Origin of the sequence: Streptomyces sp. NPDC057271, from assembly GCF_042668715.1 — a bacterium.
Taxonomy (GTDB): Bacteria; Actinomycetota; Actinomycetes; order Streptomycetales; family Streptomycetaceae; genus Streptomyces.
Genome location: NZ_JBHUYJ010000114.1, coordinates 1 through 25,490 on the forward strand (window position 1 = coordinate 1; position 25,490 = coordinate 25,490).

Consider the following 25,490-nt stretch of genomic DNA (forward strand, 5'->3'; position numbering starts at 1 on the left):
CCGCCGCTACATCATCTGGCGAAACCGCCACGCCGACGACCGGCACCTACGCGCCGTCGTCGACAGGGCGAACGTTGCCTGATGCGGCACTAGCGCGGCCGCGCCGCCGACCGCACTGCGGAAAACCGCACCTCTCCCCTGCGGGCCGTATCGCTGCTCAGGCCGGGTCCGGAAGCGCGGCCGGGGCGCCGTTGAGAGGTTGCGACGGGATGACGGCCGCCCGGTGGTCGGCCACGGCCGCCCGGAAGCGGCGGAGGATCTCCTCGCCGGCCGCCACGCCCCGCTCCGCGAGGACGTCGAGGTGCGGGGCGGTCCAGGCGGTGTCCGCGAGTTCGCCGTGGCCGGGGCGCCAGGCACGGTCGGCGGCCGTCAGGAGGTCCGCGTCGAGCAGCGAGTCCCCCGCGGCCAGGACGAGGTCCGCGCCGCAGCGGCGGGCCACCTCGCGCATCGCCGCGCTCTTCGTGAGCGGCTTCGGCACCGCGTACACCTTGCGGCCCTGCAGCGAGACCGTCCAGCCGCGGTCCTCCGCCCACTCCCCGAACCGCTTCAGCCACTCCTCCGGCATCCGCTCCCGCTCCACGACGAGGTACGCGAACAGGTCCTCGGCGACCCGGTGCTTGCGTACCCAGGAAAGGTCGGTGGTGGCGGTGAAGTACGCGCGGATCTCGGCCAGCGGCGCGCACTCCTCGGCGAGCCTGCGCACCACGGACTCGTGCCAGTCGCGGTCGGCTGCTCCGTCGACGAGGATGTGCCCGCCGTTCGCGCAGATCGCGTACTTCGGTGCGACGCCGGGGAGCTGGATGCGCTGGTACTGCTTGCGCGTACGGGTCGTGCTGGGTACGAAGACGGCCTCGGAGCCCAGCCGTTCGAGGAGCGCGGCCGCGTCCTCGGTCATGTAGGACAGCGGCTTGGACTCGTGCACCTCCACGCTGAGCAGCCGGGGCGCCTGCGCGTCGGGCATGCCGAGCGCGAGGGCCGCGGAGGAGTAGATCAGCGTACGGTCGAGGTCGCTGGCGACCATCACGGGGCTGCTCACCGAGGTCACTGGGAGACCACCGCCTTTCCGTCGGCGCCCGTGGCGCCTCTCGTGAACTGAGGGTGGATCAACCCCACACAGGTGTACGGGAGTCCGTCGACCTCCTCGACGGGGACCCCGCGCTGTTCGGCGAGGAGGCGCACGTGGGCGAGGTCCGCTCCGGCGCCGCGCTGGGCGAGGATCTTCCAGGGGACGCGGCGCAGCAGGACCCGGGTGGTCTCGCCGACACCGGGCTTGACCAGGTTGACGTCGTGGATGCCGTACTCCTCGCTGATCCGCTCGACGGCCGCCCAGCCCTCCCAGGTGGGGGTGCGGTCCGCGGCGAGCAGTTCCTTCACTCCCGTGGCCACGTCCTCGGCCACCTCGTCGAAGCGGGCAGCGACGGCGTCGAGAAAGGCGTTCGAGACGTCGGCGCCGGCCAGCTCGCGGTAGAACTTGCCGCCGTGGAAGTCGTCCGCGCCGACGAGGTCGGCGCGCAGGACCGTACGCGATATCAGGCCGGAGACGGTCGAGTTGAGGCAGGCGGAGGGAATGAGGAAGTCCTCACGGGTGCCGTACGTGCGCACGCACGAGCCGGGGTCGGCGAGGACCGCGATCTCCGGATCGAAGCCGGTGATCTTCTCGACGCGCTCGAACTCCTGGATCGCTTCGGCGAGTTCGCGGGTGATGGCGCCCTTTCCGGTCCAGCCGTCGACGAAGACGACATCGGCCGGGTCGTGGTGGGCGGCGAGCCAGCGCAGCGCGTTGGCGTCGATACCGCGGCCACGGACGATGGAGACGGCGTAGTGGGGCGGTTCGAGGCCGTGGCGGGCCTGGGCCCAGCGGCGCATCAGGACGCCGACCGGGGTACCGGCCCTGGCGAGGGAGACGAGTACGGGCGTGCCGGTCCTCTCGGCGAGGACGGTCTCGGTGACGGTGCCGACGGCGCGGGCGATCCGGGCGGCCGAGGTCTCCAGGGCGGCGTGGAAGAGCTCCTGGTATCGGGCGCTCGGCTGGTACTCGACCGGCAGCGACTCCGCGTAGTGGGCGCCGCCGCTCTGGATCGCCTCCTCGCGCTCCTCGGTCGGCGCCTCCAGCTCGACGTCCGAGAGGTCCTGGAGCAGCCAGCCGACCTCCTCAGGGGCGTACGAGGAGAAGGCGGGGCCGCGGAGGGGCTCGGGCAGCATGGAGCTCCTTTCGGGAGCTTGGGTGGCGTCGGGGGCGGGGACGGCCCCGCCGGTCTCGTAGGCGGGGACGGCGCGGATGGCTTCGCGCGCGGGTACGGCTCGGGAGGCTTCCGGGGCCCGGACGGCATCAGCGGCCTCGGAAGCCCGGGCCACATCGGCGACCTCGGAAACCCGGGCCACGTCGGCGACCTCGGAAGCCCGGGCGACGTCGGCGACCTCTGCGGCTCGTGACCGGGCCGGTGAGGTCTCCGTCGCGGGCCGCGCTCCGAGCGCCGGGACGTACGACGGGACGACCGCGAGCACCACGTGCGGGATGTGGGCCGCGAGCTGGGCCAGCAGGCCGTCCGGGGCGTGCAGCTCCGGCGTGTCGGCGACGGAGTCGACGACGGCCACGACGGCGTCGAAGCCGGCACCGGCGACGTTGTACGCGTACCGCTCACCGGGCCCGTCGGCGGGCTCGTCGTGGGCGGGGAAGACGAGCCGGGTCCGTATGGCGTATCCGGGGTCGTCGACGGCGAGGACGGGCGAGCGGGTGGTCGTGGAGTACGAGACGTCCCGGCCGGTGCGCTCCAGGGCGACGGCGAGCCGCAGCGGCGCGTACATCAGCTCCTCGAAGCCGAGGACGAGGATCCGCCGCGCCCCGCCGAGAGCGGCGCCGAGGCGCTCGGTCATGGCCGGGAGGGCGTCGTTCAGCGCGGCCGCGTGGGGCGCGCCGAAGCCGTGGCGGCCGCCGTCCGGTATCGAGGGCGGCCAGCCGAGATCGACCCGTACAGGGGCCGTTACAGGGGCCGTCAGAGGCCCTCTGGGCGCCGGTACGGCCACGCCAGGTGCATCATCCGGTGCACCGTGCGCGTTCGGTGCGCCCGGCGCGTCCTGAGCGGTCTCGTGCGCGGCGACCAGCGCCTGGCCCTTCTCCAGGACTCCCTCCGGCAGCCGTACGGTGCCGGCCGCGCCGGTCACCAGGTCGACGCGGGCGCCGATCTCGCGGGCGAAGGTCTCCAGCCGGCCGAGGTCCTCGGCCGAGCGCATGTCGACCAGGGCCACGACCACGTACCGCTCACGCGGGAAGCGCTCGTGCAGGTCGCGGATGGTGTTGAGGACGGTGTTGCCGGTGGAGAACTCGTCGTCGACGAGGACGAGCGGTCCTCCCCCGGAGCCTTCGGCCCGGGCGGGTGTCCCCCCGGTGGAGCCAGGGGGAGTACCGCCACCCGCGAGCAGCTTCGGGTCCTCGGGGAGCAGGAGGTGCGAGGTGGCGTGCGAGTGGGACTCCTCGAAGCCGCCCGCGCTCGTCACCCCGTCGACGGGCCGGCGGGTGGAGTGCAGATAGGGCGCGAAGCCCAGCCCGTCGGCCACCGAGTGGCCGAGACCGGTGGCGGTCTCCGCGTAGCCCAGGACGACGCTGCGCGCGGCCTCGTCCGGCCCGAGCAGCTCACGGACCCGCAGGCCGAGCGAGAACCCGGAGTCGTAGACGACGCTCGGCCGCTGCGGCACGTGCTTGCCGAGCACGTTGGAGACCAGCAGATGCGCGCGCTTCGGGTTGCGGCGCAGTGCGAGGCCCAGCAGGCCCGGGAGTTCCTCGCCGCCGATCAGTTCGACGCCCAGTCGCTCCGCGACCCACGTTCCCGACCACACCACGTCGTCCATCACCTTCCGTCAGCCGGCCAGTCCGGCGGTGAGCAGATCCACGAAGCCGACGTCCTCCTTGGCGACGCCGAAGACCTCGGCGCGCAGGAGGGTCCGCTCGGCCCACGCGCGATGCGGCTTCACCTCGTTCATCTTGTTCGTGTACGCGGAACGCATCACGCCGCCCCCGCCGCGTTCGGGCCGAACGATGTCCTGCGCGTCGCTGAACTCCTCGTGACTGACCACGGAGAGCGCGTGGACGGGTACCACGTGTGTGGGGTGGATGCAGGTCTTGCCGAGCAGGCCGTTGGCCCGGTCGAGCTCGATCTCGCGCAGCAGCCCGTCGAGGTCGTGCTCGATGAGGGCGGTACGCAGGTCCTCGGCGCGGCCCTCCAGGAAGGGGCTGCGCCGCAGCTGGGGCTTGAACATGCGCTCGCCGAGCCGGAAGTACTCCCAGACCGGTCCGGTGATCGTGAAGCCGGTGCCGTCGGAGCGGCCGAGGACGTTGACGACGTCGGCGATGACATGGGCGACGATCTTGACGTCGTAGGCCGTCATGTCGGGCGAGCGGCGCAGCCCGTAGGCGGAGCAGAAGTCGGTGACGCCGAGGCGCAGGGCGAGGACCCGACGGCGGTACTTGTCGACGGTCGTGGCGATCCCGGCGAGGGTCTCGGCACGGGTCTCCAGGTGCAGCAGCTCGGGGGACTCCAGGACGGGCATGGCGAAGAGTCGCCGTCCGCAGGCCTCCTCGGCGGCGGTGAGGGCCTCCAGGAAAGCGTGTCCGCGGGTCTCGGTGAACTTCGGCAGCACGAATCCGGACAGCAGGCGGACGTCGTCGCCGAGGCGGGCGACCAGATCGGTGATCTGGTGGGGCTCGCGGACCCGGATGAAGAGCAGGGGCACGTCCTGGGCGGCGCGATCGTCCGTCGTGAGGCCGCGCGCCAGGTCGGCGAACTGCTTCACCAGGTTCGTCTCGGCGGCCTCCACATCGGCGTCGGCGATGGAGTCCTCCAGGCAGAGCACCATGGAGACGACGCCGCGTGCGGCCTGTTTGCGCACGTCGTCGGCGAGTCGCGGCCGGGTGGCCGGGCTGTAGAGGGTGGCGCCCAGAGCCACGGCGAGCGTGCTCGCAGGTGAGTCCACCGTGAACTCGGCCGGCTCCTGGTGGAACAGCCCGGCCCGCCTGGCGGACGGGATGTGCCCGAAATGACGCAATGTGACTCCCCCGACTGCCTCTGTGGCCGTGACGACATGTGGCCGGTAATAGTACGTAGGTGCGGGTGTCCGTAGTTCCCTTCGAGTATGAAATCCAGGTAACTCGTCCGCATCCGGCGCATGCCGCGCACTTCGCGAGCTGGCACGACGCGCGGATCGGTAGGGCCCCCGCGTTGTCCGGCGGACAGCAGGGAAGGCAGGATGACGGTCATGACGCACGCGATGCTGAAGGGCTCCAACGTCCCTCTCGACACCGCGGCCGTACGGGCCGTGCTCCGCTGGACCCCGGGCCCCGGGGTCCCCGACGTCGACGCCTCGGCGCTGCTGCTGGGCGCCGACGGGCGCGTGCGCTCCGATGAGGACTTCGTCTTCTACAACCAGCCGCGCCACCCCTCCGGCCTGGTACGCCGCCTGCCCAAGAAGCGGGTGACGGAGGGGCTGACCGACACTGTCGAGGCGGATCTCGGCGGGCTCGACCCGACGGTCGACCAGGTCGTGATCGCTGCCTCCTCGGACGGCGACACCTTCCGATCGGTCTCTGACCTGCGGATTCTGCTGTACGACGCGAGTGCGCCAGACCGGGAGCCGCTGGCCCTCTTCGATGTGAAGGCGGAGACGGGCGAGGAGACGGCCATCATCTGCGGCGAGCTGTACCGGCGTGGGGACGGCTGGAAGTTCCGGGCGGTGGGGCAGGGCTACCCGACCGGGCTCGTCGGGCTCGCCACCGACTTCGGGATCTCCGTCGACGACGGGGCCGAGGGTTCCGAGGGGGCCGACGGCTCCGTGGCCGCCGACGGCGCGGGCGGATCCGGCGCTCCCGGATCCGGCGCTCCCGAGGGACTGGATCCGGCCACTCGCACCACTCCGCCCGCCGCGCCCGTCACGGACGCCGACGCGACCGTCGTCCATCCGCCCGTGGCCGTACCGCCCCAGCCGACCAGTCCCCCGGCACCCGTACCGGCCTACGGCTACCCGCAGCCGGTCGCGTCCGACCGGCCGGCGTACGGCTACCCCCAGCCCGCGGCGGCCGCCGCGCCCGCCCCGGACCCGAACTTCCGGATGCCGCCGATGGGCCCGCAGTTCGTCCGCCCGTAAGCGCATCTCCTACGCCTTGGTCTTGTAGCCGCGCCCCCACTGCAGGCCCCATCCGTACAGCCGGTCCAGCTCCGCCTGGAAGCCGTACACGAACTTCACCTGACGGCGGACGATCAGCTCGTCCTTGACCTTCTCGACGGTGAAGACCGCGCAGGAGCGGGCCTGCGGGGCACGCTCGTCCAGATCGATCTCGATCCGCGGACCGTTGCTGGGGTAGAGCGTGACCTTGGCGTGCGTCCGGTCGAAGGCCGGGGTCTGGTCGTAGATGTAGACGAAGAAGAGCAGGCGCTCGATCTCGTCCCGGTGGTCGAGGTTGACGAAGATCGTCTCGCCGGACGAGCCGCCGAAGCGGTCGTCGCCGCTCAGGTTCACGTACGGCGCCGCGTTCAGGGCTCCGAAGAAGTCGCCGAGCGGCTGCACCACGCCCTTGCTGCCGTCCGCGAGCTCGTACATGCATCCGAGGTCCAGGTCGACGTTGACCATGCTCTGGGTGTGCGCCTGGACCACCTCGGGCTTGAAGAGCTTCGAGGGGTGGCGGAGCAGTTGGCCGCTCTGGCGCGAGCGGCCCTCGATGTCGGAGGTGCGCATCCGCCAGGAGAGGTTGACGCGCAGATTGCCGGTGGCGGCGCCCTGTCTGGTCAGGGAGACCGTCGGGCGCCGTTTGGTGAGGTCGATGGTGTTGCTGGAGGCGCTGCCCGAATCGAACTGCGCGGCCCTCCCCGGAAACAGGCCGTCGAAGAAGCCCATGTGCCCCACCCCCCACTCGAAACCCGGTCAGACGCCGCGGGGCGGCCGGGTGCACCGGCCGCCCCGCAGTGAAGCGTTCCTCATTGCCCGGCGTGTCACACCCCGGACGACACCTCGGTCTTGCCGGAGGAGTCGGCTTTCCCCTCGGCCGCCGCCAGCGCCCTGTTGCGCCGGATGGAGGACCAGAAGGACCAGCCGATCAGGGCGACACCGATGAGGCCGGTGACGACCTCGGGGATCTGGTAGCGGATGGAGATCATGAGGATCGCGGCCAGCGCGCCGATGGCGTAGTGGGCGCCGTGCTCCAGATAGACGTAGTCGTCGAGGGTGCCCTGGCGGACCAGGTAGACCGTCAGCGAACGGACGTACATCGCGCCGACGCCGAGGCCGAGTGCCATGAGGACGATGTCGTTGGTGATGGCGAAGGCGCCGATGACACCGTCGAACGAGAACGACGCGTCGAGGACCTCGAGGTAGAGGAACATGAAGAAGGCGGCCTTGCCGGCCAGCTGTACGACGCCGACCTTCTTGCCGCTGCGCCTGGCCTCCTCCTCGGCCTCGTGCTCGCGCTCCTCTTCCTCCTCCAGCTTGTTCTCGAAGTAGCCCGAGAGACCGCCGACGACGAGGTACGTGATGAGACCGAAGACGCCCGAGAGCAGGACGGTCGCCGCCTTGTCGACGTGCGTGCCGCCGTGCTGGTGCGCCTGGGTCGCGAAGGTCATGGCGCTGATCGCCAGGACGATCAGGGCGATGCAGACCGACAGCATGTCGATCTTGCCGAGCTTGGCCAGCGGGCGCTCCAGCCAGCCGAGCCACTTGATGTCACGCTCCTCGAAGATGAAGTCGAGGAAGATCATCAAAAGGAACATCCCGCCGAACGCCGCGATCGACGGGTGCGCGTCGGTCACGAGCTGCTCGTAGCGCTCGGCGTCGTTGAGAGCGAGATCGACCGCCTCGATGGGGCCGATCTTGGCGCTGATCGCGACGATCACGACGGGGAAGACCAAGCGCATGCCGAAGACGGCGATCAGGATTCCGATAGTGAGGAAGATCTTCTGCCAGAAGGCATTCATCTTCTTCAGGATTCCGGCGTTGACCACCGCATTGTCGAAGGACAACGAGATCTCGAGGATGCACAGGATCGCGACGATCCCGAACGCTTCCCACCCCCCGTAGAGCACCGCTGCGACCAGTCCGAGCGCCGTGACGGCGAACGACCAGCCGAAGGTTTTCAGTACCACTGTCTACCCCATCGTGATAATTACGCTGCTTTACGAAACGTTGACCCCGAAGTCTAGAGCGATGCCCCGGAGTCCGGACGCGTACCCCTGCCCCACGGCCCGGAACTTCCATTCACCCCCGTACCGGTACAGCTCGCCGAAGATCATCGCGGTCTCCGTGGAGGCGTCCTCGGAGAGGTCGTAACGGGCCAGTTCCTGGCCGTCGGCCTGGTTCACGACGCGAATGAAGGCATTGCTGACCTGGCCGAAGGTCTGGCCGCGATTGTCGGCCTCGTGGATCGAGACCGGGAAGACGATCTTGTCGCAGTGGGCCGGGACGTTGATCAGGTCCACGATCAGGGACTCGTCGTCACCGTCACCCTCGCCGGTGAGGTTGTCGCCCGTGTGCTCGACGGAGCCTTCGGGGCTCGTGAGGTTGTTGTAGAAGACGAAGTACTCGTCACCGAGCACCCGTCCCGACTGGCACAGCAGGGCGCTGGCGTCGAGGTCGAAGGGCGCTCCGGTGGTGGAGCGCGCGTCCCATCCGAGGCCGACCAGCACCTGGGTGAGGTTGGGTGCGGCCTTGGAGAGGGAGACGTTGCCTCCCTTGGCGAGCGTGACGCCCATGTGTGTTCCTCCCCGGTGATACTGCGATGGTCGTACTGATGAGGCACGTCCGGCGCCGCACGGAACGTGCGACGCCGGACGGGACTGTCTGTCTGTCGGTCGGTCGGTCAGACGTTGACGCCGAAGTCCTGAGCGATACCGCGCAGGCCCGAGGCGTAGCCCTGGCCGACGGCGCGGAACTTCCACTCGTCGCCGTTGCGGTACAGCTCACCGAAGACCATGGCCGTCTCGGTCGAGGCGTCCTCGGAGAGGTCGTACCGGGCGATCTCGGCACCGCCGGCCTGGTTCACGACGCGGATGAACGCGTTGCGCACCTGGCCGAAGGACTGCTGGCGGTTCTCGGCGTCGTAGATCGACACCGGGAAGACGATCTTGGCGACATCGGCGGGCACCGTGGCCAGGCTGACCTTGACCTGCTCGTCGTCGCCCTCGCCCTCACCGGTGAGGTTGTCACCGGTGTGCTCGACCGAGCCGTCGGCGCTCTTCAGGTTGTTGAAGAACACGAAGTCCTGGTCGTTGCGGACCTTGCCCTCCGCGCTGACCAGAATGGCGCTGGCGTCGAGGTCGAAGTCCGTCCCGGTGGTGGTACGGACGTCCCAGCCCAGACCGACGGTGACGGCGGTCAGGCCAGGGGCCTCCTTGGTCAGCGAGACGTTGCCGCCCTTGCTGAGGCTGACTCCCACGAGTCCCTCCATGTGGTTTCCAGGGGCAGCGCCCCCGTCGTGCGTTGGCATCGGATCAACGTCTGGATCCTAGTGAGGGGTTCCCGGCCTGGACAGGCGATTCACCCCGATGTTCAGAGAGTGTCGAGCGCCTTGAGGTAGTCGTCGAGGTCCCGGGCGTCCGGAAGGGCGTTGACGACGGTCCAGCGGACGACGCCCTCCTTGTCGATGATGAACGTGCCGCGCACCGCGCAGCCCTTGTCCTCGTCGAAGACCCCGTAGGCCCGGGAGGCCTCGCCGTGCTTCCAGAAGTCGGAGAGGAGCGGGTACTCCAGACCCTCCTGGTCGGCGAAGACGCGCAGGGTGTGGATCGAGTCGGTGGAGACGGCGAGGAGCTGGGTGTCGTCGTTGACGAACGTCGGCAGGTTGTCGCGCAGCTCGCGCAGTTCGCCGGTGCAGACGCCGGTGAAGGCGAAGGGGTAGAAGAGCAGGACCACGTTCTTCTCGCCCTGGTAGTCGGAGAGCCTCACGGTGCGGCCGTGGTTGTCCTTGAGCTCGAACTCCGGCGCCTTCGTGCCGACCTCGATCGCCATGGCGTACGCGTCCCTTCACTGGACCGAACAGGTGAAGGCCCAGCTTAGAACCCCACCGAGCTCCGCCGCCCCACCACGCACAGAGCCCCCACCGGACGGGTCCGGTGGGGGCTCCTGCTGCTTGGGGGATCAGCGCTTGGGAGCGACCAGGCGGCTGCCCGCCCAGTCCTTGGCCACGCTGATGCTCTTGGTCTGGGAGAGGCCGGCGGTCTGCGCGGCGTCACTGATGTCGCTCGGCTCGACGTAGCCGTCTCGGCCCGTCTTGGGCGTCAGCAGCCAAACGACCCCGCCGTCCTCCAGCAGGCCAATGGCATCGACCAGGGAGTCCGTCAGATCTCCGTCCTCGTCGCGGAACCAGAGCACGACGGCGTCGGCGACGTCGTCGTAGTCCTCGTCCACAAGGTCCGACCCGATGATGGACTCGATGCCTTCGCGGAGATCGAAATCGACGTCGTCGTCGTAACCGATCTCCTGGACCACCTGTCCGGGCTCGAACCCCAGCCTCGCTGCCGGGTTGGTCCGCTCCTCCGCGTGGTCCGCGGTCGCGCTCACGGCTTGCCTCCTGATCATGTATCGGAAAGTGCTTCGGCCACGCGCGTACGCGCGGCGCTGGCCGTAGTCCACACGGGCTGGGCGGATCGCGCAAGTACCCGGCCGCCGAGACCGCCGAAACGGTGACGTTTGCGGCCGTCTCGCCGCATCTCCCGGGCCGCTTCCACTCCACTCCGTGACGATCGGCACACGCTTGGTCCTGCTTTGCGGGGTTCCGCGGCTTCAGTCTGCCGAACGTACTGACGAAACGCATGCGCGGGTTGGGCGTAAGGTTGCGATTTGACCCGACCAGGCGCCCAGCGGGGGTTACCCCTCGGTAGAGATGACGTTTGACACCGACGGGGTACACGATGGACATCCCGGCCGGCGTCCCGGCCTCCGTGGGCTCCACCGAACAGCGAAGGAACAGCGTGGCTTCCGGATCCGATCGCAACCCGATCATCATTGGCGGCCTTCCCAGCCAGGTCCCGGATTTTGATCCCGAAGAGACCCAGGAATGGCTCGACTCCCTCGACGCGGCGGTCGACGAGCGGGGGCGCGAGCGGGCCCGCTACCTGATGCTCCGCCTGATCGAGCGCGCCCGCGAGAAGCGTGTCGCGGTGCCCGAGATGCGCAGCACGGACTACGTGAACACGATCGCGACCAGGGACGAGCCGTTCTTCCCCGGCAACGAGGAGATCGAGCGCAAGGTCCTCAACGCGACCCGCTGGAACGCGGCCGTGATGGTCTCGCGTGCGCAGCGCCCGGGCATCGGGGTCGGCGGCCACATCGCCACCTTCGCCTCCTCCGCCTCGCTGTACGACGTCGGCTTCAACCACTTCTTCCGCGGCAAGGACGAGGGCGACGGCGGCGACCAGATCTTCTTCCAGGGCCATGCCTCGCCCGGAATCTACGCGCGCGCCTTTCTGCTCGACCGGCTGTCCGAGACCCAGCTGGACGCGTTCCGCCAGGAGAAGTCCAAGTTCCCGAACGGGCTGTCCTCGTACCCGCACCCGCGGCTGATGCCGGACTTCTGGGAGTTCCCGACCGTGTCGATGGGTCTCGGCCCGCTCGGCGCGATCTACCAGGCCCGGATGAACCGCTACATGGAGGCGCGCGGCATCGCCGACACCTCCAAGTCGCACGTCTGGGCGTTCCTCGGCGACGGCGAGATGGACGAGCCGGAGTCGCTCGGCCAGCTCTCCATCGCCGCCCGTGAGGGCCTGGACAACCTGACCTTCGTCGTCAACTGCAACCTCCAGCGCCTCGACGGCCCGGTGCGCGGCAACGGCAAGATCATCCAGGAGCTGGAGTCGCAGTTCCGCGGCGCCGGCTGGAACGTGATCAAGCTCATCTGGGACCGTTCCTGGGACCCGCTGCTCGCCCAGGACCGCGACGGCATCCTGGTCAACAAGCTGAACACCACGCCCGACGGCCAGTTCCAGACGTACGCCACGGAGACCGGCGCGTACATCCGTGACCACTTCTTCGGCGACGACCAGCGGCTGCGCTCGATGGTCGAGGGCATGTCGGACCACCAGATCCTGCACCTGGGCCGTGGCGGTCACGACCACAAGAAGATCTTCGCGGCCTTCGCGGCGGCCAAGGCCCACAAGGGCCAGCCGACCGTGGTGCTCGCGCAGACCGTCAAGGGCTGGACGCTCGGCCCGAACTTCGAGGGCCGCAACGCGACCCACCAGATGAAGAAGCTGACGGTCGACGACCTCAAGCGCTTCCGCGACCGCCTGCACATCCCGATCACGGACGGGCAGCTGGAGAGCGGCCTGCCGCCGTACTACCACCCGGGCCGGGACTCCGAGGAGATCCAGTACATGCACGACCGCCGCAAGGCGCTCGGCGGGTACGTCCCGACGCGTGTCGTGCGGTCGAAGCCGCTGGTCCTCCCCGAGGACAAGACCTACGCCCCGGTGAAGAAGGGCTCCGGCCAGCAGTCGATCGCCACCACGATGGCCTTCGTCCGGCTGCTCAAGGACCTCATGCGGGACAAGGAGATCGGCAAGCGGTTCGTGCTGATCGCCCCCGACGAGTACCGCACGTTCGGCATGGACTCGTTCTTCCCGAGCGCCAAGATCTACAACCCGCTGGGCCAGCAGTACGAGGCCGTGGACCGCGAACTCCTGCTCGCGTACAAGGAGTCCCCGACCGGTCAGATGCTGCACGACGGCATCTCCGAGGCCGGCTGCACCGCTTCGCTGATCGCGGCCGGTTCGGCGTACGCCACGCACGGCGAACCGCTCATCCCGGTCTACGTCTTCTACTCGATGTTCGGTTTCCAGCGGACCGGCGACCAGTTCTGGCAGATGGCCGACCAGCTGGCGCGCGGCTTCGTGCTCGGCGCCACCGCCGGCCGCACGACGCTGACCGGTGAGGGCCTCCAGCACGCGGACGGCCACTCGCACCTGCTCGCCTCGACGAACCCCGGCTGTGTCGCGTACGACCCGGCCTTCGGTTTCGAGATCGCGCACATCGTCCAGGACGGTCTGAAGAGGATGTACGGCCCCGACGCCGAGGACGTCTTCTACTACCTGACCGTCTACAACGAGCCGATCCAGCACCCGGCCGAGCCCGAGAACGTGGACGCCGAGGGCATCCTCAAGGGCATCTACCGCTACAGGACGGGCGAGGCCGGAGCGATCCCCGCGCAGATCATGGCCTCCGGTGTCGCCGTGCCGTGGGCGGTGGAGGCGCAGCGGATCCTCGCCGAGGAGTGGAACGTCCGGGCCGACGTCTGGTCGGCGACGTCCTGGAACGAGCTGCGCCGCGAGGCCGTCGAGGTCGACCGGCACAACCTGCTCCACCCCGAGGAGGAGCAGCGCGTCCCGTACGTGACGCGCAAGCTGTCATCCGCGCAGGGCCCGTTCGTAGCCGTCTCCGACTGGATGCGCGCGGTTCCGGACCAGATCTCCCGCTGGGTGCCGGGCACCTACACCTCGCTCGGCGCGGACGGCTTCGGCTTCGCCGACACGCGGGGCGCCGCCCGCCGCTACTTCAACATCGACGCCGAGTCGATCGTGCTCGCGGTCCTCACCGAGCTCGCCCGCGAGGGCAAGGTCGACCGGTCGGCGCTGAAGCAGGCCGTGGACCGCTACCAGCTGCTCGACGTCGCGGCCGCCGACCCCGGCCCTGCCGGTGGAGACGCGTAACGGCGCAGACGTGTGGTGCGGGTGCGGGGGACGACGCCCCTCCGCATCCCCCATACGATTCCCGGCATGATGGAACGCTGGGAGAAGCGCACCCAGACGCCACTGCTGGTCCTGGCAGTGGCGTTCGGCGTCGCCTACGCCATACCGATCGTGACACCGGATGCCGACCGCTGGATCCATGAGCTGTGTCTGGTCGTGGAATGGGTGGTGTGGGGTGTCTTCGCGGTCGACTACGCCGTCCGGCTCGCGCTGTCCCCGGCGAAGTGGCAGTTCGTGCGCGGCCATCCGCTGGATCTGCTCGCCGTCCTGCTCCCGCTCGTGCAGCCGCTACGGCTGCTACGTCTCCTCTCGACACTCCTCCTCGTGGGCCGGCGGGCCCGGATGGCCCCGCAGATCACGCTCACCACCTATGTGGCGGGCGCGGTGGTCGGACTGATGATGTTCGGCTCGCTCGCCGTGCTCCATGTGGAGCGGAACGCCCCGAACGGCAACATCAAGTCGCTCGGCGACGCGGTCTGGTGGTCGTTCACGACGATGACGACCGTGGGGTACGGCGATCACTCCCCGACCACGGGACTCGGCCGCGTCCTCGCGGTGGGCCTGATGCTCTCGGGCATCGCCCTGCTCGGTGTGGTGACCGCCAACATCGCCGCCTGGTTCATCTCCCGCTTCGACCGGGACGACGCCGCGGAGCGCCGCCGGACCGAGCTGCTCGAGGCCCTGACCCGGGAGGTCCAGGAACTGCGCGCCGAGGTGTCCCGGCTCGCGCCCCCGGCCCCGGCCCCCCTCGCGTCGGGCGACCCGGTGCCGCCGCAGGGCACGGTTACCGCTCCCAGAGCTTGAAGGCTCTGACCTCGTACGGACTCTGGGGCACCCAGGTCCCGCGCCCCGGATAGGTCTCGAACTCCCCCGTCTCCGCACACTCCGCGGACTGGTACGTCGTGACCGGCCGCCCGGTCCTGTTCGCCAGGGCCTGGGCGCTCGCGCCCGGCGGCAGCGCGACGCAGCTCTCGATGTCGGTGCCGGCCAGCTCGTGCTTCCATGCCGAGCCCTTGAAGTCCGCCCTGGGCCACAGACACAGCTGCCCTGGCCCACAGGCGCCGAGCCTGGTGCCCGGCGGTGCGGCGGCGGGCAGGGCAGCCGGCACGGCGGCGGCCGACCAGGCCGCCGGCAGGGCGGCGGTGATCAGAGCGGCTGCGGCCGCCAGGACGGCCAGGCGCAGGCGCCTCGGCTGCGCGTCCTTTGCGCGCATCGCGTTCACCGCGTTCACCGCGTGCATCGTGCGCTTCGCGTTCATCGCGTTCATCGCGTTCATCGTGCGCTTCGCGTTCGCCGTGCGCTTCGCGTTCGCCGTGCGCTTCGCGTTCGCCGCGTTCACCGCGGGCTTCGCGTTCATCGCGTACATGTGGATCAACCCCCGTTAGTCACTCTCTGTAATCAGAACTCTGGCCGATGTCACTGCCCGTTGGGAAGAGGCCAAGGCTCGATTCACCCGGACGGGTGATGGAGGGCGAACAGGAGAAAGCCCCGCCGGGCCGCGCAAGCGGTCCGGCGGGGCTCGGGCCTCCCCGGGAGGTACGTCAGATGTGGGCGGCGCCCGCACCCGCCTCCGCGTTCTCGCCGCGCTTGGTCAGCATGGCGACCAGGGCCGCGACGACCGCGACGACACCGGCGACGGTGAAGGCCAGGCCCATGCCGTCCAGGAACGTGTCGTGGATGACACCCCCGATCCTGCCGAGCATGTCCGGGGTCATGTCGGGCGCCTGGGCCAGCTGCGGCGGGACCATGCCGAACTCGGCGGCCTCCTCGAGCCCGGGGGCGGGCTCGCCCGGAATCCCGGCGGCCGTCCAGTTGTCGCCGAAGGCGCTGGAGACCTTGGAAGACATGACCGCACCGAGCACGGCCGTACCGAGCGCGCCGCCGACCTGCATCGCGGCCTGCTGCAGACCGCCCGCGACACCGGAGAGCTCCAGCGGGGCGTTGCCGACGATGACCTCGGTGGCACCGACCATGACCGGGGCGAGGCCCAGGCCGAGCAGCGCGAACCAGAGCGACATCGTGAAGGTGCCGGTCTCCGAGGAGAGGGACATCATGCCGAACATCGCGACGGCGGTGCAGACCATGCCGCCCACCAGCGGGATGCGCGGGCCGAACTTGGTGATCAGCGCGCCGGCCAGCGGCGACGAGACGATCATCATCGCCGTAAGCGGCAGCAGGTGCAGACCGCTGTCGATCGGGCTGAGGCCCTTGACGCCCTGGAGGTAGAACGTCACGAAGAACAGGCCGCCCATGAAGGCGAAGGCCATCAGGACCATCAGCACCACGCCCGCCGTGAGCGGGACGGAGCGGAACATGCCCAGCGGGATGAGCGGCTCCTTGACCTTCGTCTGCCACAAGCCGAAGAGGACGAAGAGCAGGACCGCGGCGGCCAGGCAGCCGACGGTGTTGCCGCTCGCCCAGCCCCACTTGGCACCGGCGTTGATGAGGCCCCAGACGAGGGAGCCCATGGCGCCGGAGAGCAGCAGGATGCCGAGGATGTCGAACGAGCGCGGGGCGTTCTCGGCACGGTGGTCCTTGAGGATCACCAGGCCGAGCACGAGGGCGAGGACACCGACCGGCACGTTGATGAAGAAGACGGACTGCCAGCTGACGTGCTCGACGAGGAAGCCGCCGAGGATCGGGCCGCCGGCCGTGGAGGCACCGATGACCATGCCCCAGATGCCGATGGCCATGTTCAGCTTCTCGGCGGGGAAGGTGGCGCGCAGCAGACCGAGCGCGGCCGGCATCAGCAGGGCGCCGAAGAGGCCCTGGAGGACACGGAAGGCGATCACGAGCCCGATCGAGTCCGAGAGGCCGATCGCTGCGGAGGCGGCGGCGAAGCCCGCGATGCCGATGAGGAAGGTCTGGCGGTGGCCGAAGCGGTCACCGAGCTTGCCGGCCGTGATCAGCGCGATGGCCAGCGCGAGCAGGTAGCCGTTGGTGATCCACTGGAGCTGGTCGAGGGTGGCGCCGAGGTCGGCCTGGATGGCGGGGTTGGCTATCGCGACGATCGTGCCGTCGAGCGCGACCATCATCACGCCGGCGGCGACTGCGAACAGGGTCAGCCAGGGGTGGCCTCGCAGGCCTTTCGACGGAGCCGGAACGGGGTCCCGGTCGCCCCCCTGGCCCTGCGGGGCCTTTTCCACGGTGGTCTGACTAGTCATGCGAGGGAGGCTAATGTCAGTGACTGACAATTGACAAAGCAATTCACACGCCGGTAACTGTCACTTGTCTCACAGGTACGCTGAGCAGCACGAAGCGTCGGAGAGTGGCGGAAAGAGGGCCATACGGTGACGGTTTCCGGTCTACGGGAACGAAAGAAGCAGCGCACACGGAACGCGCTCCTCCGGGTGGCCCTGGAGCTGTTCACGACGCGGGGGTACGAGCAGACCACCGTGGACGAGATCGCCGACGCGGTCGAGGTCTCCCAGCGCACGTTCTTCCGCTACTTCGCCTCCAAGGAGGAGGTGGCCTTCGCCGTGCAGCAGATGGTCGAGGAGCGCTTCGTCCAGGCACTGGTGGAGCGCCCCTCGGAGGAGGGCCCGCTCGACGCGATGCGCAACGCCGTGCTCGCCTCCTGGGACACCATCGGCGAGGCGATCATGGAGGTCGTGCCCGTCGACATGTACCTGAAGACCTTTCAGATGATCGAGTCGACGCCGGCGCTGCTCGCCGCGCATCTGCGGCGCACGACCGAGATGGAGGACACCATCGCCCGGGTCGTCGCCGAGCGCGAGGGCGTCGACGTGGACGAGGACCCCCGCCCGCGCATCGTGGTCGCGGCGTTCAGCGGTGTGATGCGCGTGACGGGCCAGCTCTGGGGCCGGGGCACCGACCTGAGCCTGGAGGGCATCCGCGCCCTGACGGAGGACCACCTCGACCACCTGGCGCCCGCGCTGGCCCGGGACTGGCGGAGCTGACGGCGTATAGGCATGCAGGCGTGTGAGGGGCGTTCCGAACGGAAGGTCTCGTACGGGTGACCGCCGTAGGGGCCGGTCGTACGGGTTGACGGTACGGGCGGTCGCACGGGCCGGGCATACGGGGTAGCGGTACGGGTTGGCGGTACAGGCGGTCACACGGGCCGGGCATACGGGGTGGCTGGTACAGGCGGTCGCACGGGCCGGGCATACGGGGTGGCCGAGGGGGCCTGAACCCGTGGCGTACGCCCGCGCGCACGGACCGTGACCGGAGGCCACCGCTCCTCGTGATCCACGTCACCTGCCGCCCCGGCCCCCCTCGCCCGTCTCCTAGGGTGTGGCGCAGTGACTTCCTTCGACTCCTCCCCCACGCTCTCCCTCTGGCGCCTGCTGCTCGCGCTGGCCGTCGTGTTCGTGCTCCTCGCGACCACCGGCTGGACGACGATCAGCCATCAGCGCGGGCCGGGGGAGTCCCGCGAGGCCGCGCTGGCGTCCTGGGCGCACGGCAGGATCGGCCACCGGGCGCTGCCCGACCCGTCCGCCCCCGCCCGTACGATCGCCGCGTTCTTCGCCTCGGTCGGACCGGCACAGGGCGCCTTCCTCGCGGACGCGCACCCGCTCGTCGTCGGCAACCTCGACGGCGCTCCGGTCACGCTCCGCTACCGCGCCAACCGGATCTCCCTCGACCGCGCCCTCGTATCCGAGCGGCACAGGATCGAACACGCCAAGCTCACCGCCGACGGCCGGCGTGAGGCCGTGCGCCGGGCGCACCGTTTCTCCTCGCTGATGCGGGCGGGCCGGCAGATCCTCGCCTTCGACCCGACCGGCGGCGGCCGCATGGCCGAAGTGCTCGGCGATCTGGACCGGGCCGACCGGGTCTCGGTGATCGTGCCGGGCGTCGACACCAATCTGCTCACCTTCCAGAAGACCAACCGCAAGTACTCGGCACCCGTCGGGATGGCGCAGTCGCTGTATGCCGCCGAGCGGCGGGCAGCGCCCCGGAGCCGTACCGCGGTCATCGCCTGGGCCGACTACACCGCGCCCGTCGGGGTCGGCATCGACGCCGCGACGGGGCGCCTCGCCTCGGCGGGTGCGGTACGGCTCGTCGGCATGACGAGCGCTCTGCCCGGCGACTCGCGCGTCAGCCTGTTCTGCCACAGTTACGGCTCCGTGCTCTGCGGGGTCGCCGCGCACGGCCTGCCCTCCCGGGTGACGGACGTCGTCGTGGCCGGGAGCCCCGGCATGCGGGTGCAGAGCGCTGCCGAACTGTCGACCCGGGCCCGGATCTGGGCGATGCGCGACGCGGACGACTGGATCGCGGACGTGCCGCATCTCGCGGTGGGCGGGGTCGGGCACGGGGCGGACCCGGTGGAGCCTGAGTTCGGTGCGCGGCTGCTCTCGGCGGAGGGCGCGAAGGGCCACACCGGCTATTTCGAGCCGGGCACCGGAAGCCTGGACAACTTCGCGGCCATAGGCGTCGGTTCGTACGGGAACCTGATGTGTGCGAGCGCCAACAGCGCTTGCCGCAGGGGAATTTCCGGTGCGGAAGGGGTCTGACGCGCGTAGAGCAAGGCGTTTCGACCCCTGGCGCAGGGGCGACGCACGGGCGGACGCCGCCTACGATGAGGCACATGGGTGATGTGCTGGCCGGAATTCATGCCACCTGGGAGTTCGAGAGCGACGCCCTCGTCATCCGCTTCGAACGGGGGATCCGCACACCGAAACTCTTCCAGGCGCTGGGCGAACGACGTATCCCGCACGAGGCGTTGGCGTCGGTGACGCTCGTCCCGGGCAAGCGGGGCACGGTCGTGCTGCACGCGGTGCCGAGACGGGGCGCCGATCCGCTGATGGAGGCGGCCGGGGGACAGCTGAAGGAGGGGTACGACCCGTACCGGCTGGTGCTGCCGGCGGAACGGGAGACGCTGGCCGAGTACTACCGCGACGAGCTGCGGGAACGGCTCGTGCTGCCCGGTCGGGCGGGTCCGGCGGGCGGCGGGACCCACTTCTCGCCGAGCGGCTCGCTGGACGAGTTGACGGACGGCTCGACGCACGGCGCGTCCACCGCCGTGCCGGACGGCACGCCGGGTGGCTCGCAGGGCCTGCCGGCCGCCTCGGACGAGCCGACCGACGGCTTTCTGGTGGCGGCGCCCCAGGGGCCGCAGTCCTTCAAGGCGTACGACGGGAAGGCGAGCTTCGACGGCGCGTCGAAGGTCACGTTCCGCTGGTTCTGGACGGGCGCGTCCTCCGAGAAGTGGAAGGCCGGCGACCAGACGTTCTCGGTACGGGAGCTCAGCGGGGTCGAGTGGCGCTCGCCGGACGTCTTCGACGGGTACCTGCGGCTGCTGCCCCGGTCCGGGGAGCCCCGGTCGGCGCAGGCGGACCACGACCCGGCGGCCGTGGTCTTCGGTCTCGGCTACGGCCCGGTCCACGAGTCCCTGCCGTTCGCCGCGGCGGTCCTGGCGGCGATCCGAGGCGCGGGACGCTCGGCGGCGACCGTGCCCGCGGACGCGCTGCCACCGTCGGAGTCCCGCGACCCGGCGGGCGTCGCGGAACGGATCCGGCACCTGGGGGAGCTGCACCGGGCGGGGCTGGTGACCGACGAGGAGTTCACGGTGAAGAAGGCGGAGCTGCTGGCGGAGCTGTGAGGCGACGGTGGCCGACGGACGTACGGCCTCGGGTGATACCCGGGTATCACCCCGGGACCGGACCCTCGGTATGACGTCCGGCGCGGGGGCGCCTGCCTAACCTGGGCGGGCCATGAAGAAGACACCCCCCTCCCCCTCCCTCGCCTCGCGGCTCGCGCCCGCGCGCGCGGCGCTGCGGTCCTTCGGGGTCGCCCTCGCGACCCCGACCGAGCCGGGCGCACCCCTCTTCGCCGATGTGCGCAACCGGTGGCTGAGGATGCTCCCGTACGCCGTCGCGTTCGGCTTCGTCTGTTCGCTGCTCCCCGTCACCATCACCGTCCTCATGCAGGACTACGACGTGAACGGCGCCGTCGCGGGTGCTCTCGCCACCGCGCAGACCGCGCCGTTGCTGCTCGCCGTCACCCGTCCCCTCCAGGCCTGGTGGATCATCGGCGTCGCCGACGTCCTCGGGGCGGTCGTGCTGCTCGGCGCGGACGGTCTGGACGCACGGTCCTGGCCGTGGACGCCGATGGTCGTCGTCGGCTACCTCGCCCTGATGCTCGCCCTCGGGCTCCGCGAGTCCCGCAAGGCCCTGCTCGGTGTGTGGCTGGTGACCGGGGCGGCCGGGTTCGTGCTGACGGCGGTCCGGCCGAAGCACGACTACGGCGTCCACATCCTGCTCTTCGTCCTGAGCGGGGTCGTCCTGCTCATCACGGCGACGCTGCGGGAGCGCGGGGACGCCGAGCGGCGCACGCAGGAGGAGCGGGCGCGTACGACGCTCCTGGAGGAGCGGGCCCGGATCGCGCGCGAACTGCACGACGTCGTCGCCCACCACATGTCCGTGATCACCGTGCAGGCGGACTCGGCGCCGTACCGGATCCCGGATCTGCCGGACGCGGCGCGCGAGGAGTTCACCTCGATCGCGGCGAGCGCGCGGGAGTCGCTCACCGAGATGCGGCGGCTGCTCGTGGTGCTGCGCAGCGACGGTACGGAGGGCGAACGGGCCCCTCAGCCGGGCCTGGACCGGGTGCAGCAGCTGATCGAGGCGACGGTGCGGGCGGGGGTGCCGGCGGAACTGTCCATGGCGGCAGACCTCCAGGACCGCGGCGACGTACCGCAGGCGGTGGATCTGTCGGCGTACCGGATCGTGCAGGAGGCGCTCGCGAACGTGGTCCGGCACGCGCCGGGCGCAAAGACCCGCGTGTCGGTACGGTCCGAGGACGGCGCGCTCGTCGTGGTGGTCGTCAACGGGGCTCCGCCCAGGCCCACTTCGCCGCTGGAGGGCGGGGACGGGACGGGTCACGGACTGGTCGGCATGCGGGAACGCGTACGGTTGACCGGCGGCACGCTGGACACCGGGCCGCTGCCGGACGGCGGCTTCCGGGTCGCGGCCAGGCTCCCGCTGCGCACGAAGGACGGACTTCCGTGACCCCCATCCGCGTGATCATCGTCGACGACCAGGCCATGGTGCGGGCGGGGTTCGCCGCGCTGTTGTCGGCGCAGGCCGACATCGACGTGGTGGGCGAGGCGCCGGACGGGCGGCAGGGGGTGGACGTCGCGCGTGCGACGCACCCGGACGTGGTGCTGATGGACGTACGGATGCCGGAGATGGACGGGCTGGCGGCTGCCCGGGAGATCCTGGATCCGCCCGTGGGGGTGGTGCACCGTCCGAAGGTGCTGATGCTGACCACGTTCGACGTGGACGACTACGTGTACGAGGCTCTGCGGGCGGGCGCGTCGGGCTTCCTGCTGAAGGACGCGCCGCCGGCGGATCTCATCGCGGCGGTACGGGTGGTGGCGGCGGGCGAGGCGCTGCTGGCGCCCTCGGTGACGCGGCGGCTGATCGCCGACTTCGCGGCGTCCCGGCGGGCGCCGCGGGCGGACCGGGCGGCGCTGCGGCTGAACGGCCTGACACCGCGTGAGACGGAGGTCCTGGAGCTGATCGCACGGGGCCTGTCGAACCAGGAGATCGCGGACCGTCTGGTGCTCGCGGAGCAGACGGTGAAGACGCACATCGGCCGGGTCCTGGCGAAGCTGGACCTGCGGGACAGGGCGCAGGCGGTCATCTTCGCGTACGAGTCGGGTCTGGTCACCCCGGGCGACGCCGCCGGCTAGTACTCCAGGGATAGAGCTGCCTGCTCGGCCGTGACCTACATCGGCGAAAGGTACTCTTCCATGCTCCGGCTCATCGGGTAGACGTGCTCTGCCGGCAGAAGTCGCCGAGCCTGGGCGGCGCGTCCGTTTCGGACAAGGGTCGCGGCCTTGTGGACCTGCGGGGTGAGGTCGGTGAGGCTGACCACCCAGTCTTCGGCGAACGTGCGGATCAGGTGGCGGCCGATGCCGACCTGGATGCTGTAGTGGTTCAGAGCCGCTCCACGCACCGAGCGCTCGGGGTCCCACTGAAGGTGCACGGCGGCTTGAGCCACTGCATTCGGATCCGCGGTCGTCCGCACGGCCTGGGACAGAGCCTGCTCCCAGCCTTCACGTGTCATCCGCACCGCGAGGACGCGCTCCTGCCCCGGCTTGCGGGCCCAGTTGCTGCGGTGCATCAGCCACAGAAACGAGGGCTTGATCCACGTCATCCGCTGGAACGAGAACGGCGTGACGAAGCGCCCCGCCCGCAGTGCGGCGTCAGCGATCGCCGACGAGTACGCCTGGTAAACCACGATGGTACGGGCATCGTGGTCGGCGCGGATCTGATACTGCGGCGTCATGCACTGCACCCTGTCATCCGCCGTGCCGGTGTCGCCAACGGTTTCCCACAGCATGAGGACTCGTTCCGGACCGGAGTTTCGGCTAGACCTGGATCGTCTGGAGACGCATCCGGCGGCGGAAGGGGGAGAACCCCACCCCCCTGCGGGGGTTGTCGCCTCCTCCTACCCCTACCCCGGTATCAGGCCCGACTTGGCTCTCCGGTGTGACGTCGTGTCAGGCGTCCGCTTCCTACCTTCCTCTCGCCATCGCAACGAGACATGAAGAGAGGGAGGGCGCCGCATGCGCCGTTACACCAGGACCCTGGTCGCCTCCGCGCTCGCCGTCACCGTCGTCGCCGGGACCGCCGGGTGGGCGTCCGGGAGCGCGCAGCGGGCCGTGACCGGACCGCCCGTCGGGGCGGAGGCCTGGATCGCCGACGGGCTGCCCGACCCCGGGCGGACCGGCCCCTCCGAAATCGCCGCGTTCTTCCGCGACATGAGCCCGGCCCGGCAGCAGGAGCTGCTCCGCGCCCATCCCTCCGTCGTCGGCAACCTCGACGGCGTTCCGCCCGAGCTGCGGTACGAGGCCAACGCCCTTACCCTCGGCGCCTCGTACGCCGGTCGGCAGGTCCTCGCCGTCGACCCGCGCGGACGCGGCCAGATCGCCCTCGTCTCCGGCGACCTCTCCACCGCCGAGCATGTCGCCGTCGTCGTTCCCGGCTCCGACATCGACGCCGGTAACCTCCGGCCCCTCACCGACATGGCCGAGGCCCTGCGCCGCGCCACCGACAGCCGTACCACCGTCATCGCCTGGGCCGGCTACACCACCCCCGTCGGCGTCGGCGTGGACGCCGCGACCGGCGACCTCGCCGAGGCCGGGGCCGAGCGGCTGACCCGGCTGACCGACGGCCTGGCCGCCGTCGGAGCGCCCGCCCCCTCTCTCTTCTGCCACAGCTACGGCTCCGTCGTCTGCGGCCTCGCCGCCCACGGCCTCAAGGCCAAGGACCTCGTCGTCTTCGGCTCCCCCGGCATGCGCGCCGAGAACGTCGGCGAGCTGGGCACCTCCGCCCGCGTCTGGGCCGCCAAGGACCCCTCGGACTGGATCGACAAGGTCCCGAACGTCTCGTTCGCGGGCCTCGGGCACGGCGAGGACCCCACCGACGCCGCGTTCGGCGCGCGCCGCGTCCCCGCCGAGGACGCCCGTGGCCACGACGGCTACTTCGCGCCCGGCACGCAGTCCCTCCGTACCTTCGCCGCCATCGCCCAGGGGGATGTCCGATGAACGCGCTCGTCGAACGCATCGAGGCCCGTACCCCCGCCCGTCGCGACCGCGCGATCGACGGCCTGCGCGCCCTCGCCCTCCTCGCCGTGCCGACCGGCCACTGGCTGCTCGGCGGGTTCACGCTCTCCTCCGACGGCGCGATCCACAACGCCAGCCCGCTCGGCACCTTCGGCGGACTCGCCCCCGTCAGCTGGGTCCTGCAGATGCTGGGGATCTTCTTCCTCGTCGGCGGCTACGCCTCCGTCCTGTCCTACCGTCGCCACACGGGTTCCACCGCCGGCTGGCTCAAGGGCCGCCTCGCCCGACTCGGCCGGCCCGTCCTCGGCGTCACCGCCGTCTGGGCGGTCCTGCTGCCGCTGCTCCATCACGGACTCGGAGTGCCGGTCGGCACGCTGCGGACGGCGTCCACGCTGGTGATCCAACCGCTGTGGTTCGTCGGGGTGTACACCGTCGTCACCGCCCTCACCCCGCTGTGTGTGCGCGCCGCCCGACGGGCGGGCGTGTGGGCGGCGGCGCCGCTGCTCGGGTCGGTCGCCGTCGTCGACTTCCTGCGCTACGGCCCGTACGCCGACGCGATGCCGTCCTGGGTCGGCGTCCTGAACATCCTTCCCGGCTGGCTCTTCGCCTACCAGCTCGGTGTCTCCTGGGGCGAGGGCCGGGTCACCCGGCGGCACGCCTGGGGCCTGCTGCTCGGCGGCGCGGCGCTGTTCGCCGCGCTGCTCCTCTCCTTCGGCTACCCGGCCTCGATGGTCGGCGTGCCCGGAGAGGTCCGCACCAACTCCCACCCGCCGTCGCTGCTCGTCCTCGCCCTCGCGGCCGCGCAGAGCGGCGCGGCGATCCTGCTCCGCGAGCGGTTCGGGAAGCTGCTGCGGCGGCCCGCGCTGTGGGCGCCGGTCGTGGTCGTCAACCTGTCCGCGATGACGATCCTGTGCTGGCACCAGACGGCGATGCTCGCCGCCGCGATCCCGGTGTCGTACGGGGGTGAGGTCCCGGGCCTGGTCGGCGCGCCGGACTCGGTCGGCTGGATCCTCGCCCGGCTCGCCTGGATGCCGCTCTTCGCCGGGCTGCTGGTCCTGATCGGGCGGTTCGCCCGCCGCTTCGAAGCCCCCTGGACCCGCACCGGCCCCGCCCGCCGCACAGCGGCAGGCCTCCTCGCGACCGGCTTCGCCGCCTTCGCCCTCGGCCTGGCGTGAGCGAGGGCCGGCCGGAGACCCGGCGTGAGCCCGAGGCCCGGCGTGAGCCCGAGGCCCGGCGTG

At 70.7% G+C, this 25,490-nt stretch carries 23 protein-coding genes and 1 pseudogene; 12 read left to right on the plus strand and 12 right to left on the minus strand.

All coding sequences use genetic code 11. From position 1 onward, the window contains the following. Positions 1-82: pseudogene (locus tag ACFUJR_RS33360) on the plus strand (transposase); the annotation flags it as partial. 75 nt (positions 83-157) lie between these two features. Here the strand turns inward: ACFUJR_RS33360 and ACFUJR_RS33365 are convergent. The 3 genes from ACFUJR_RS33365 to ACFUJR_RS33375 are packed head-to-tail and all read right to left on the minus strand — an operon-like array spanning position 158 to position 5,040. Continuing rightward, positions 158-1,021 carry an HAD family hydrolase gene (locus ACFUJR_RS33365; protein ID WP_383180341.1) on the minus strand — a complete coding sequence of 288 codons (864 nt, stop codon included), beginning with the start codon at positions 1,019-1,021 and terminating at the stop codon, positions 158-160. 20 nt (positions 1,022-1,041) lie between these two features. After that, entirely contained in the window at positions 1,042-3,846 is a 2,805-nt protein-coding gene (locus ACFUJR_RS33370) for a phosphoribosyltransferase domain-containing protein (RefSeq protein WP_383180338.1), read from the minus strand. A gap of 9 nt (positions 3,847-3,855) precedes the next feature. Continuing rightward, positions 3,856-5,040 carry an HpcH/HpaI aldolase/citrate lyase family protein gene (locus ACFUJR_RS33375; protein ID WP_383180335.1) on the minus strand — a complete coding sequence of 395 codons (1,185 nt, stop codon included), beginning with the start codon at positions 5,038-5,040 and terminating at the stop codon, positions 3,856-3,858. A gap of 201 nt (positions 5,041-5,241) precedes the next feature. Between ACFUJR_RS33375 and ACFUJR_RS33380 the strand changes: the two genes are divergently transcribed. Further along, on the plus strand, positions 5,242-6,135 hold the full coding sequence (locus tag ACFUJR_RS33380; protein ID WP_383180332.1) for a TerD family protein: 894 nt from the start codon (positions 5,242-5,244) through the stop codon (positions 6,133-6,135). A gap of 9 nt (positions 6,136-6,144) precedes the next feature. Here ACFUJR_RS33380 and ACFUJR_RS33385 read toward each other — a convergent pair whose 3' ends face one another. The 6 genes from ACFUJR_RS33385 to ACFUJR_RS33410 all read right to left on the minus strand — a co-directional run bounded on the left by ACFUJR_RS33385 (position 6,145) and on the right by ACFUJR_RS33410 (position 10,536). Next, the gene (locus tag ACFUJR_RS33385) at positions 6,145-6,882 is read right to left on the minus strand and encodes a Tellurium resistance (RefSeq protein WP_383180329.1); all 738 of its coding nucleotides are present in this window, start codon (positions 6,880-6,882) and stop codon (positions 6,145-6,147) included. Between the two features lie 95 nt (positions 6,883-6,977). Next, on the minus strand, positions 6,978-8,123 hold the full coding sequence (locus ACFUJR_RS33390) for a DUF475 domain-containing protein (protein WP_383179907.1): 1,146 nt from the start codon (positions 8,121-8,123) through the stop codon (positions 6,978-6,980). A 30-nt stretch (positions 8,124-8,153) separates the two neighbouring features. Next, complete coding sequence (locus ACFUJR_RS33395; protein ID WP_383179904.1) at positions 8,154-8,729, minus strand: TerD family protein; 576 nt, start codon at positions 8,727-8,729, stop codon at positions 8,154-8,156. Positions 8,730-8,836: 107 nt separating this feature from the next. Beyond that, positions 8,837-9,412 carry a TerD family protein gene (locus tag ACFUJR_RS33400; RefSeq protein WP_015033386.1) on the minus strand — a complete coding sequence of 192 codons (576 nt, stop codon included), beginning with the start codon at positions 9,410-9,412 and terminating at the stop codon, positions 8,837-8,839. Positions 9,413-9,525: 113 nt separating this feature from the next. Next, positions 9,526-9,984, minus strand: a complete 459-nt coding sequence (locus tag ACFUJR_RS33405; RefSeq protein ID WP_383179900.1) for a peroxiredoxin — start codon at positions 9,982-9,984, stop codon at positions 9,526-9,528. Positions 9,985-10,113: 129 nt separating this feature from the next. Then, the gene (locus ACFUJR_RS33410) at positions 10,114-10,536 is read right to left on the minus strand and encodes a DUF3052 domain-containing protein (protein WP_361434854.1); all 423 of its coding nucleotides are present in this window, start codon (positions 10,534-10,536) and stop codon (positions 10,114-10,116) included. Between the two features lie 410 nt (positions 10,537-10,946). On the opposite strand from ACFUJR_RS33410, the gene aceE reads away from it, so the two are divergent. Both aceE and ACFUJR_RS33420 read left to right on the plus strand, forming a co-directional pair. Further along, positions 10,947-13,679, plus strand: coding sequence for a pyruvate dehydrogenase (acetyl-transferring), homodimeric type (aceE, locus tag ACFUJR_RS33415; RefSeq protein WP_383179896.1), 2,733 nt, complete (start codon positions 10,947-10,949; stop codon positions 13,677-13,679). A 66-nt stretch (positions 13,680-13,745) separates the two neighbouring features. Beyond that, positions 13,746-14,522, plus strand: a complete 777-nt coding sequence (locus ACFUJR_RS33420; protein ID WP_383179893.1) for a potassium channel family protein — start codon at positions 13,746-13,748, stop codon at positions 14,520-14,522. On the opposite strand, the gene ACFUJR_RS33425 is transcribed toward ACFUJR_RS33420, so the two are convergent. Then, positions 14,503-14,901 carry a peptidase inhibitor family I36 protein gene (locus ACFUJR_RS33425; protein ID WP_383179909.1) on the minus strand — a complete coding sequence of 133 codons (399 nt, stop codon included), beginning with the start codon at positions 14,899-14,901 and terminating at the stop codon, positions 14,503-14,505. The genes ACFUJR_RS33420 and ACFUJR_RS33425 overlap by 20 nt on opposite strands. Positions 14,902-14,959: 58 nt before the next feature. On the opposite strand from ACFUJR_RS33425, the gene ACFUJR_RS33430 reads away from it, so the two are divergent. Beyond that, complete coding sequence (locus ACFUJR_RS33430; protein WP_383179890.1) at positions 14,960-15,103, plus strand: hypothetical protein; 144 nt, start codon at positions 14,960-14,962, stop codon at positions 15,101-15,103. Between the two features lie 156 nt (positions 15,104-15,259). Here the strand turns inward: ACFUJR_RS33430 and ACFUJR_RS33435 are convergent, their stop codons facing one another. Further along, positions 15,260-16,882: an MFS transporter gene (locus ACFUJR_RS33435; RefSeq protein ID WP_383169111.1), complete on the minus strand. Its 1,623-nt coding sequence runs from the start codon at positions 16,880-16,882 to the stop codon at positions 15,260-15,262. Positions 16,883-17,008: 126 nt separating this feature from the next. Here ACFUJR_RS33435 and ACFUJR_RS33440 point away from each other — a divergent pair, with 126 nt between their 5' ends. The 5 genes from ACFUJR_RS33440 (at position 17,009) to ACFUJR_RS33460 (ending at position 22,374) form a co-directional block, all read left to right on the plus strand. Further along, positions 17,009-17,638, plus strand: a complete 630-nt coding sequence (locus ACFUJR_RS33440; protein ID WP_383169109.1) for a TetR family transcriptional regulator — start codon at positions 17,009-17,011, stop codon at positions 17,636-17,638. A 342-nt stretch (positions 17,639-17,980) separates the two neighbouring features. Continuing rightward, positions 17,981-19,192: an alpha/beta hydrolase gene (locus tag ACFUJR_RS33445; protein ID WP_383169106.1), complete on the plus strand. Its 1,212-nt coding sequence runs from the start codon at positions 17,981-17,983 to the stop codon at positions 19,190-19,192. A 74-nt stretch (positions 19,193-19,266) separates the two neighbouring features. After that, positions 19,267-20,280, plus strand: a complete 1,014-nt coding sequence (locus ACFUJR_RS33450) for a DUF4429 domain-containing protein (RefSeq protein ID WP_383169103.1) — start codon at positions 19,267-19,269, stop codon at positions 20,278-20,280. Positions 20,281-20,392: 112 nt separating this feature from the next. Continuing rightward, positions 20,393-21,688 (plus strand): sensor histidine kinase, encoded by a 1,296-nt coding sequence (locus tag ACFUJR_RS33455; RefSeq protein WP_383169099.1) that lies wholly within the window; start codon positions 20,393-20,395, stop codon positions 21,686-21,688. Further along, complete coding sequence (locus ACFUJR_RS33460; protein ID WP_383169096.1) at positions 21,685-22,374, plus strand: response regulator; 690 nt, start codon at positions 21,685-21,687, stop codon at positions 22,372-22,374. Before ACFUJR_RS33455 ends, ACFUJR_RS33460 begins: the two co-directional genes overlap by 4 nt. A 35-nt stretch (positions 22,375-22,409) precedes the next feature. Here ACFUJR_RS33460 and ACFUJR_RS33465 read toward each other — a convergent pair whose 3' ends face one another. Next, on the minus strand, positions 22,410-22,973 hold the full coding sequence (locus tag ACFUJR_RS33465; RefSeq protein ID WP_383169120.1) for a DUF4291 domain-containing protein: 564 nt from the start codon (positions 22,971-22,973) through the stop codon (positions 22,410-22,412). A gap of 280 nt (positions 22,974-23,253) precedes the next feature. On the opposite strand from ACFUJR_RS33465, the gene ACFUJR_RS33470 reads away from it, so the two are divergent. Together ACFUJR_RS33470 and ACFUJR_RS33475 are read left to right on the plus strand one after the other, a co-directional pair. After that, complete coding sequence (locus ACFUJR_RS33470) at positions 23,254-24,234, plus strand: alpha/beta hydrolase (RefSeq protein ID WP_383169093.1); 981 nt, start codon at positions 23,254-23,256, stop codon at positions 24,232-24,234. After that, positions 24,231-25,427, plus strand: coding sequence for an acyltransferase (locus ACFUJR_RS33475; protein WP_383169090.1), 1,197 nt, complete (start codon positions 24,231-24,233; stop codon positions 25,425-25,427). Before ACFUJR_RS33470 ends, ACFUJR_RS33475 begins: the two co-directional genes overlap by 4 nt. Positions 25,428-25,490: the final 63 nt, after the last annotated feature.

Excerpts from the sequence above, each read along its gene's own strand:
- ACFUJR_RS33365 (WP_383180341.1), bottom strand. The coding sequence starts at position 1,021 with ATGGTCGCCAGCGACCTCGACCGTACGCTGATCTACTCCTCCGCGGCC.
- ACFUJR_RS33370 (WP_383180338.1), bottom strand. The coding sequence starts at position 3,846 with ATGGACGACGTGGTGTGGTCGGGAACGTGGGTCGCGGAGCGACTGGGC.
- ACFUJR_RS33380 (WP_383180332.1), top strand. The coding sequence starts at position 5,242 with ATGACGGTCATGACGCACGCGATGCTGAAGGGCTCCAACGTCCCTCTC.
- ACFUJR_RS33385 (WP_383180329.1), bottom strand. The coding sequence starts at position 6,882 with ATGGGCTTCTTCGACGGCCTGTTTCCGGGGAGGGCCGCGCAGTTCGAT.
- ACFUJR_RS33395 (WP_383179904.1), bottom strand. The coding sequence starts at position 8,729 with ATGGGCGTCACGCTCGCCAAGGGAGGCAACGTCTCCCTCTCCAAGGCC.
- ACFUJR_RS33405 (WP_383179900.1), bottom strand. The coding sequence starts at position 9,984 with ATGGCGATCGAGGTCGGCACGAAGGCGCCGGAGTTCGAGCTCAAGGAC.
- ACFUJR_RS33420 (WP_383179893.1), top strand. The coding sequence starts at position 13,746 with ATGATGGAACGCTGGGAGAAGCGCACCCAGACGCCACTGCTGGTCCTG.
- ACFUJR_RS33435 (WP_383169111.1), bottom strand. The coding sequence starts at position 16,882 with ATGACTAGTCAGACCACCGTGGAAAAGGCCCCGCAGGGCCAGGGGGGC.
- ACFUJR_RS33450 (WP_383169103.1), top strand. The coding sequence starts at position 19,267 with ATGGGTGATGTGCTGGCCGGAATTCATGCCACCTGGGAGTTCGAGAGC.
- ACFUJR_RS33455 (WP_383169099.1), top strand. The coding sequence starts at position 20,393 with ATGAAGAAGACACCCCCCTCCCCCTCCCTCGCCTCGCGGCTCGCGCCC.
- ACFUJR_RS33465 (WP_383169120.1), bottom strand. The coding sequence starts at position 22,973 with ATGACGCCGCAGTATCAGATCCGCGCCGACCACGATGCCCGTACCATC.
- ACFUJR_RS33470 (WP_383169093.1), top strand. The coding sequence starts at position 23,254 with ATGCGCCGTTACACCAGGACCCTGGTCGCCTCCGCGCTCGCCGTCACC.
- ACFUJR_RS33475 (WP_383169090.1), top strand. The coding sequence starts at position 24,231 with ATGAACGCGCTCGTCGAACGCATCGAGGCCCGTACCCCCGCCCGTCGC.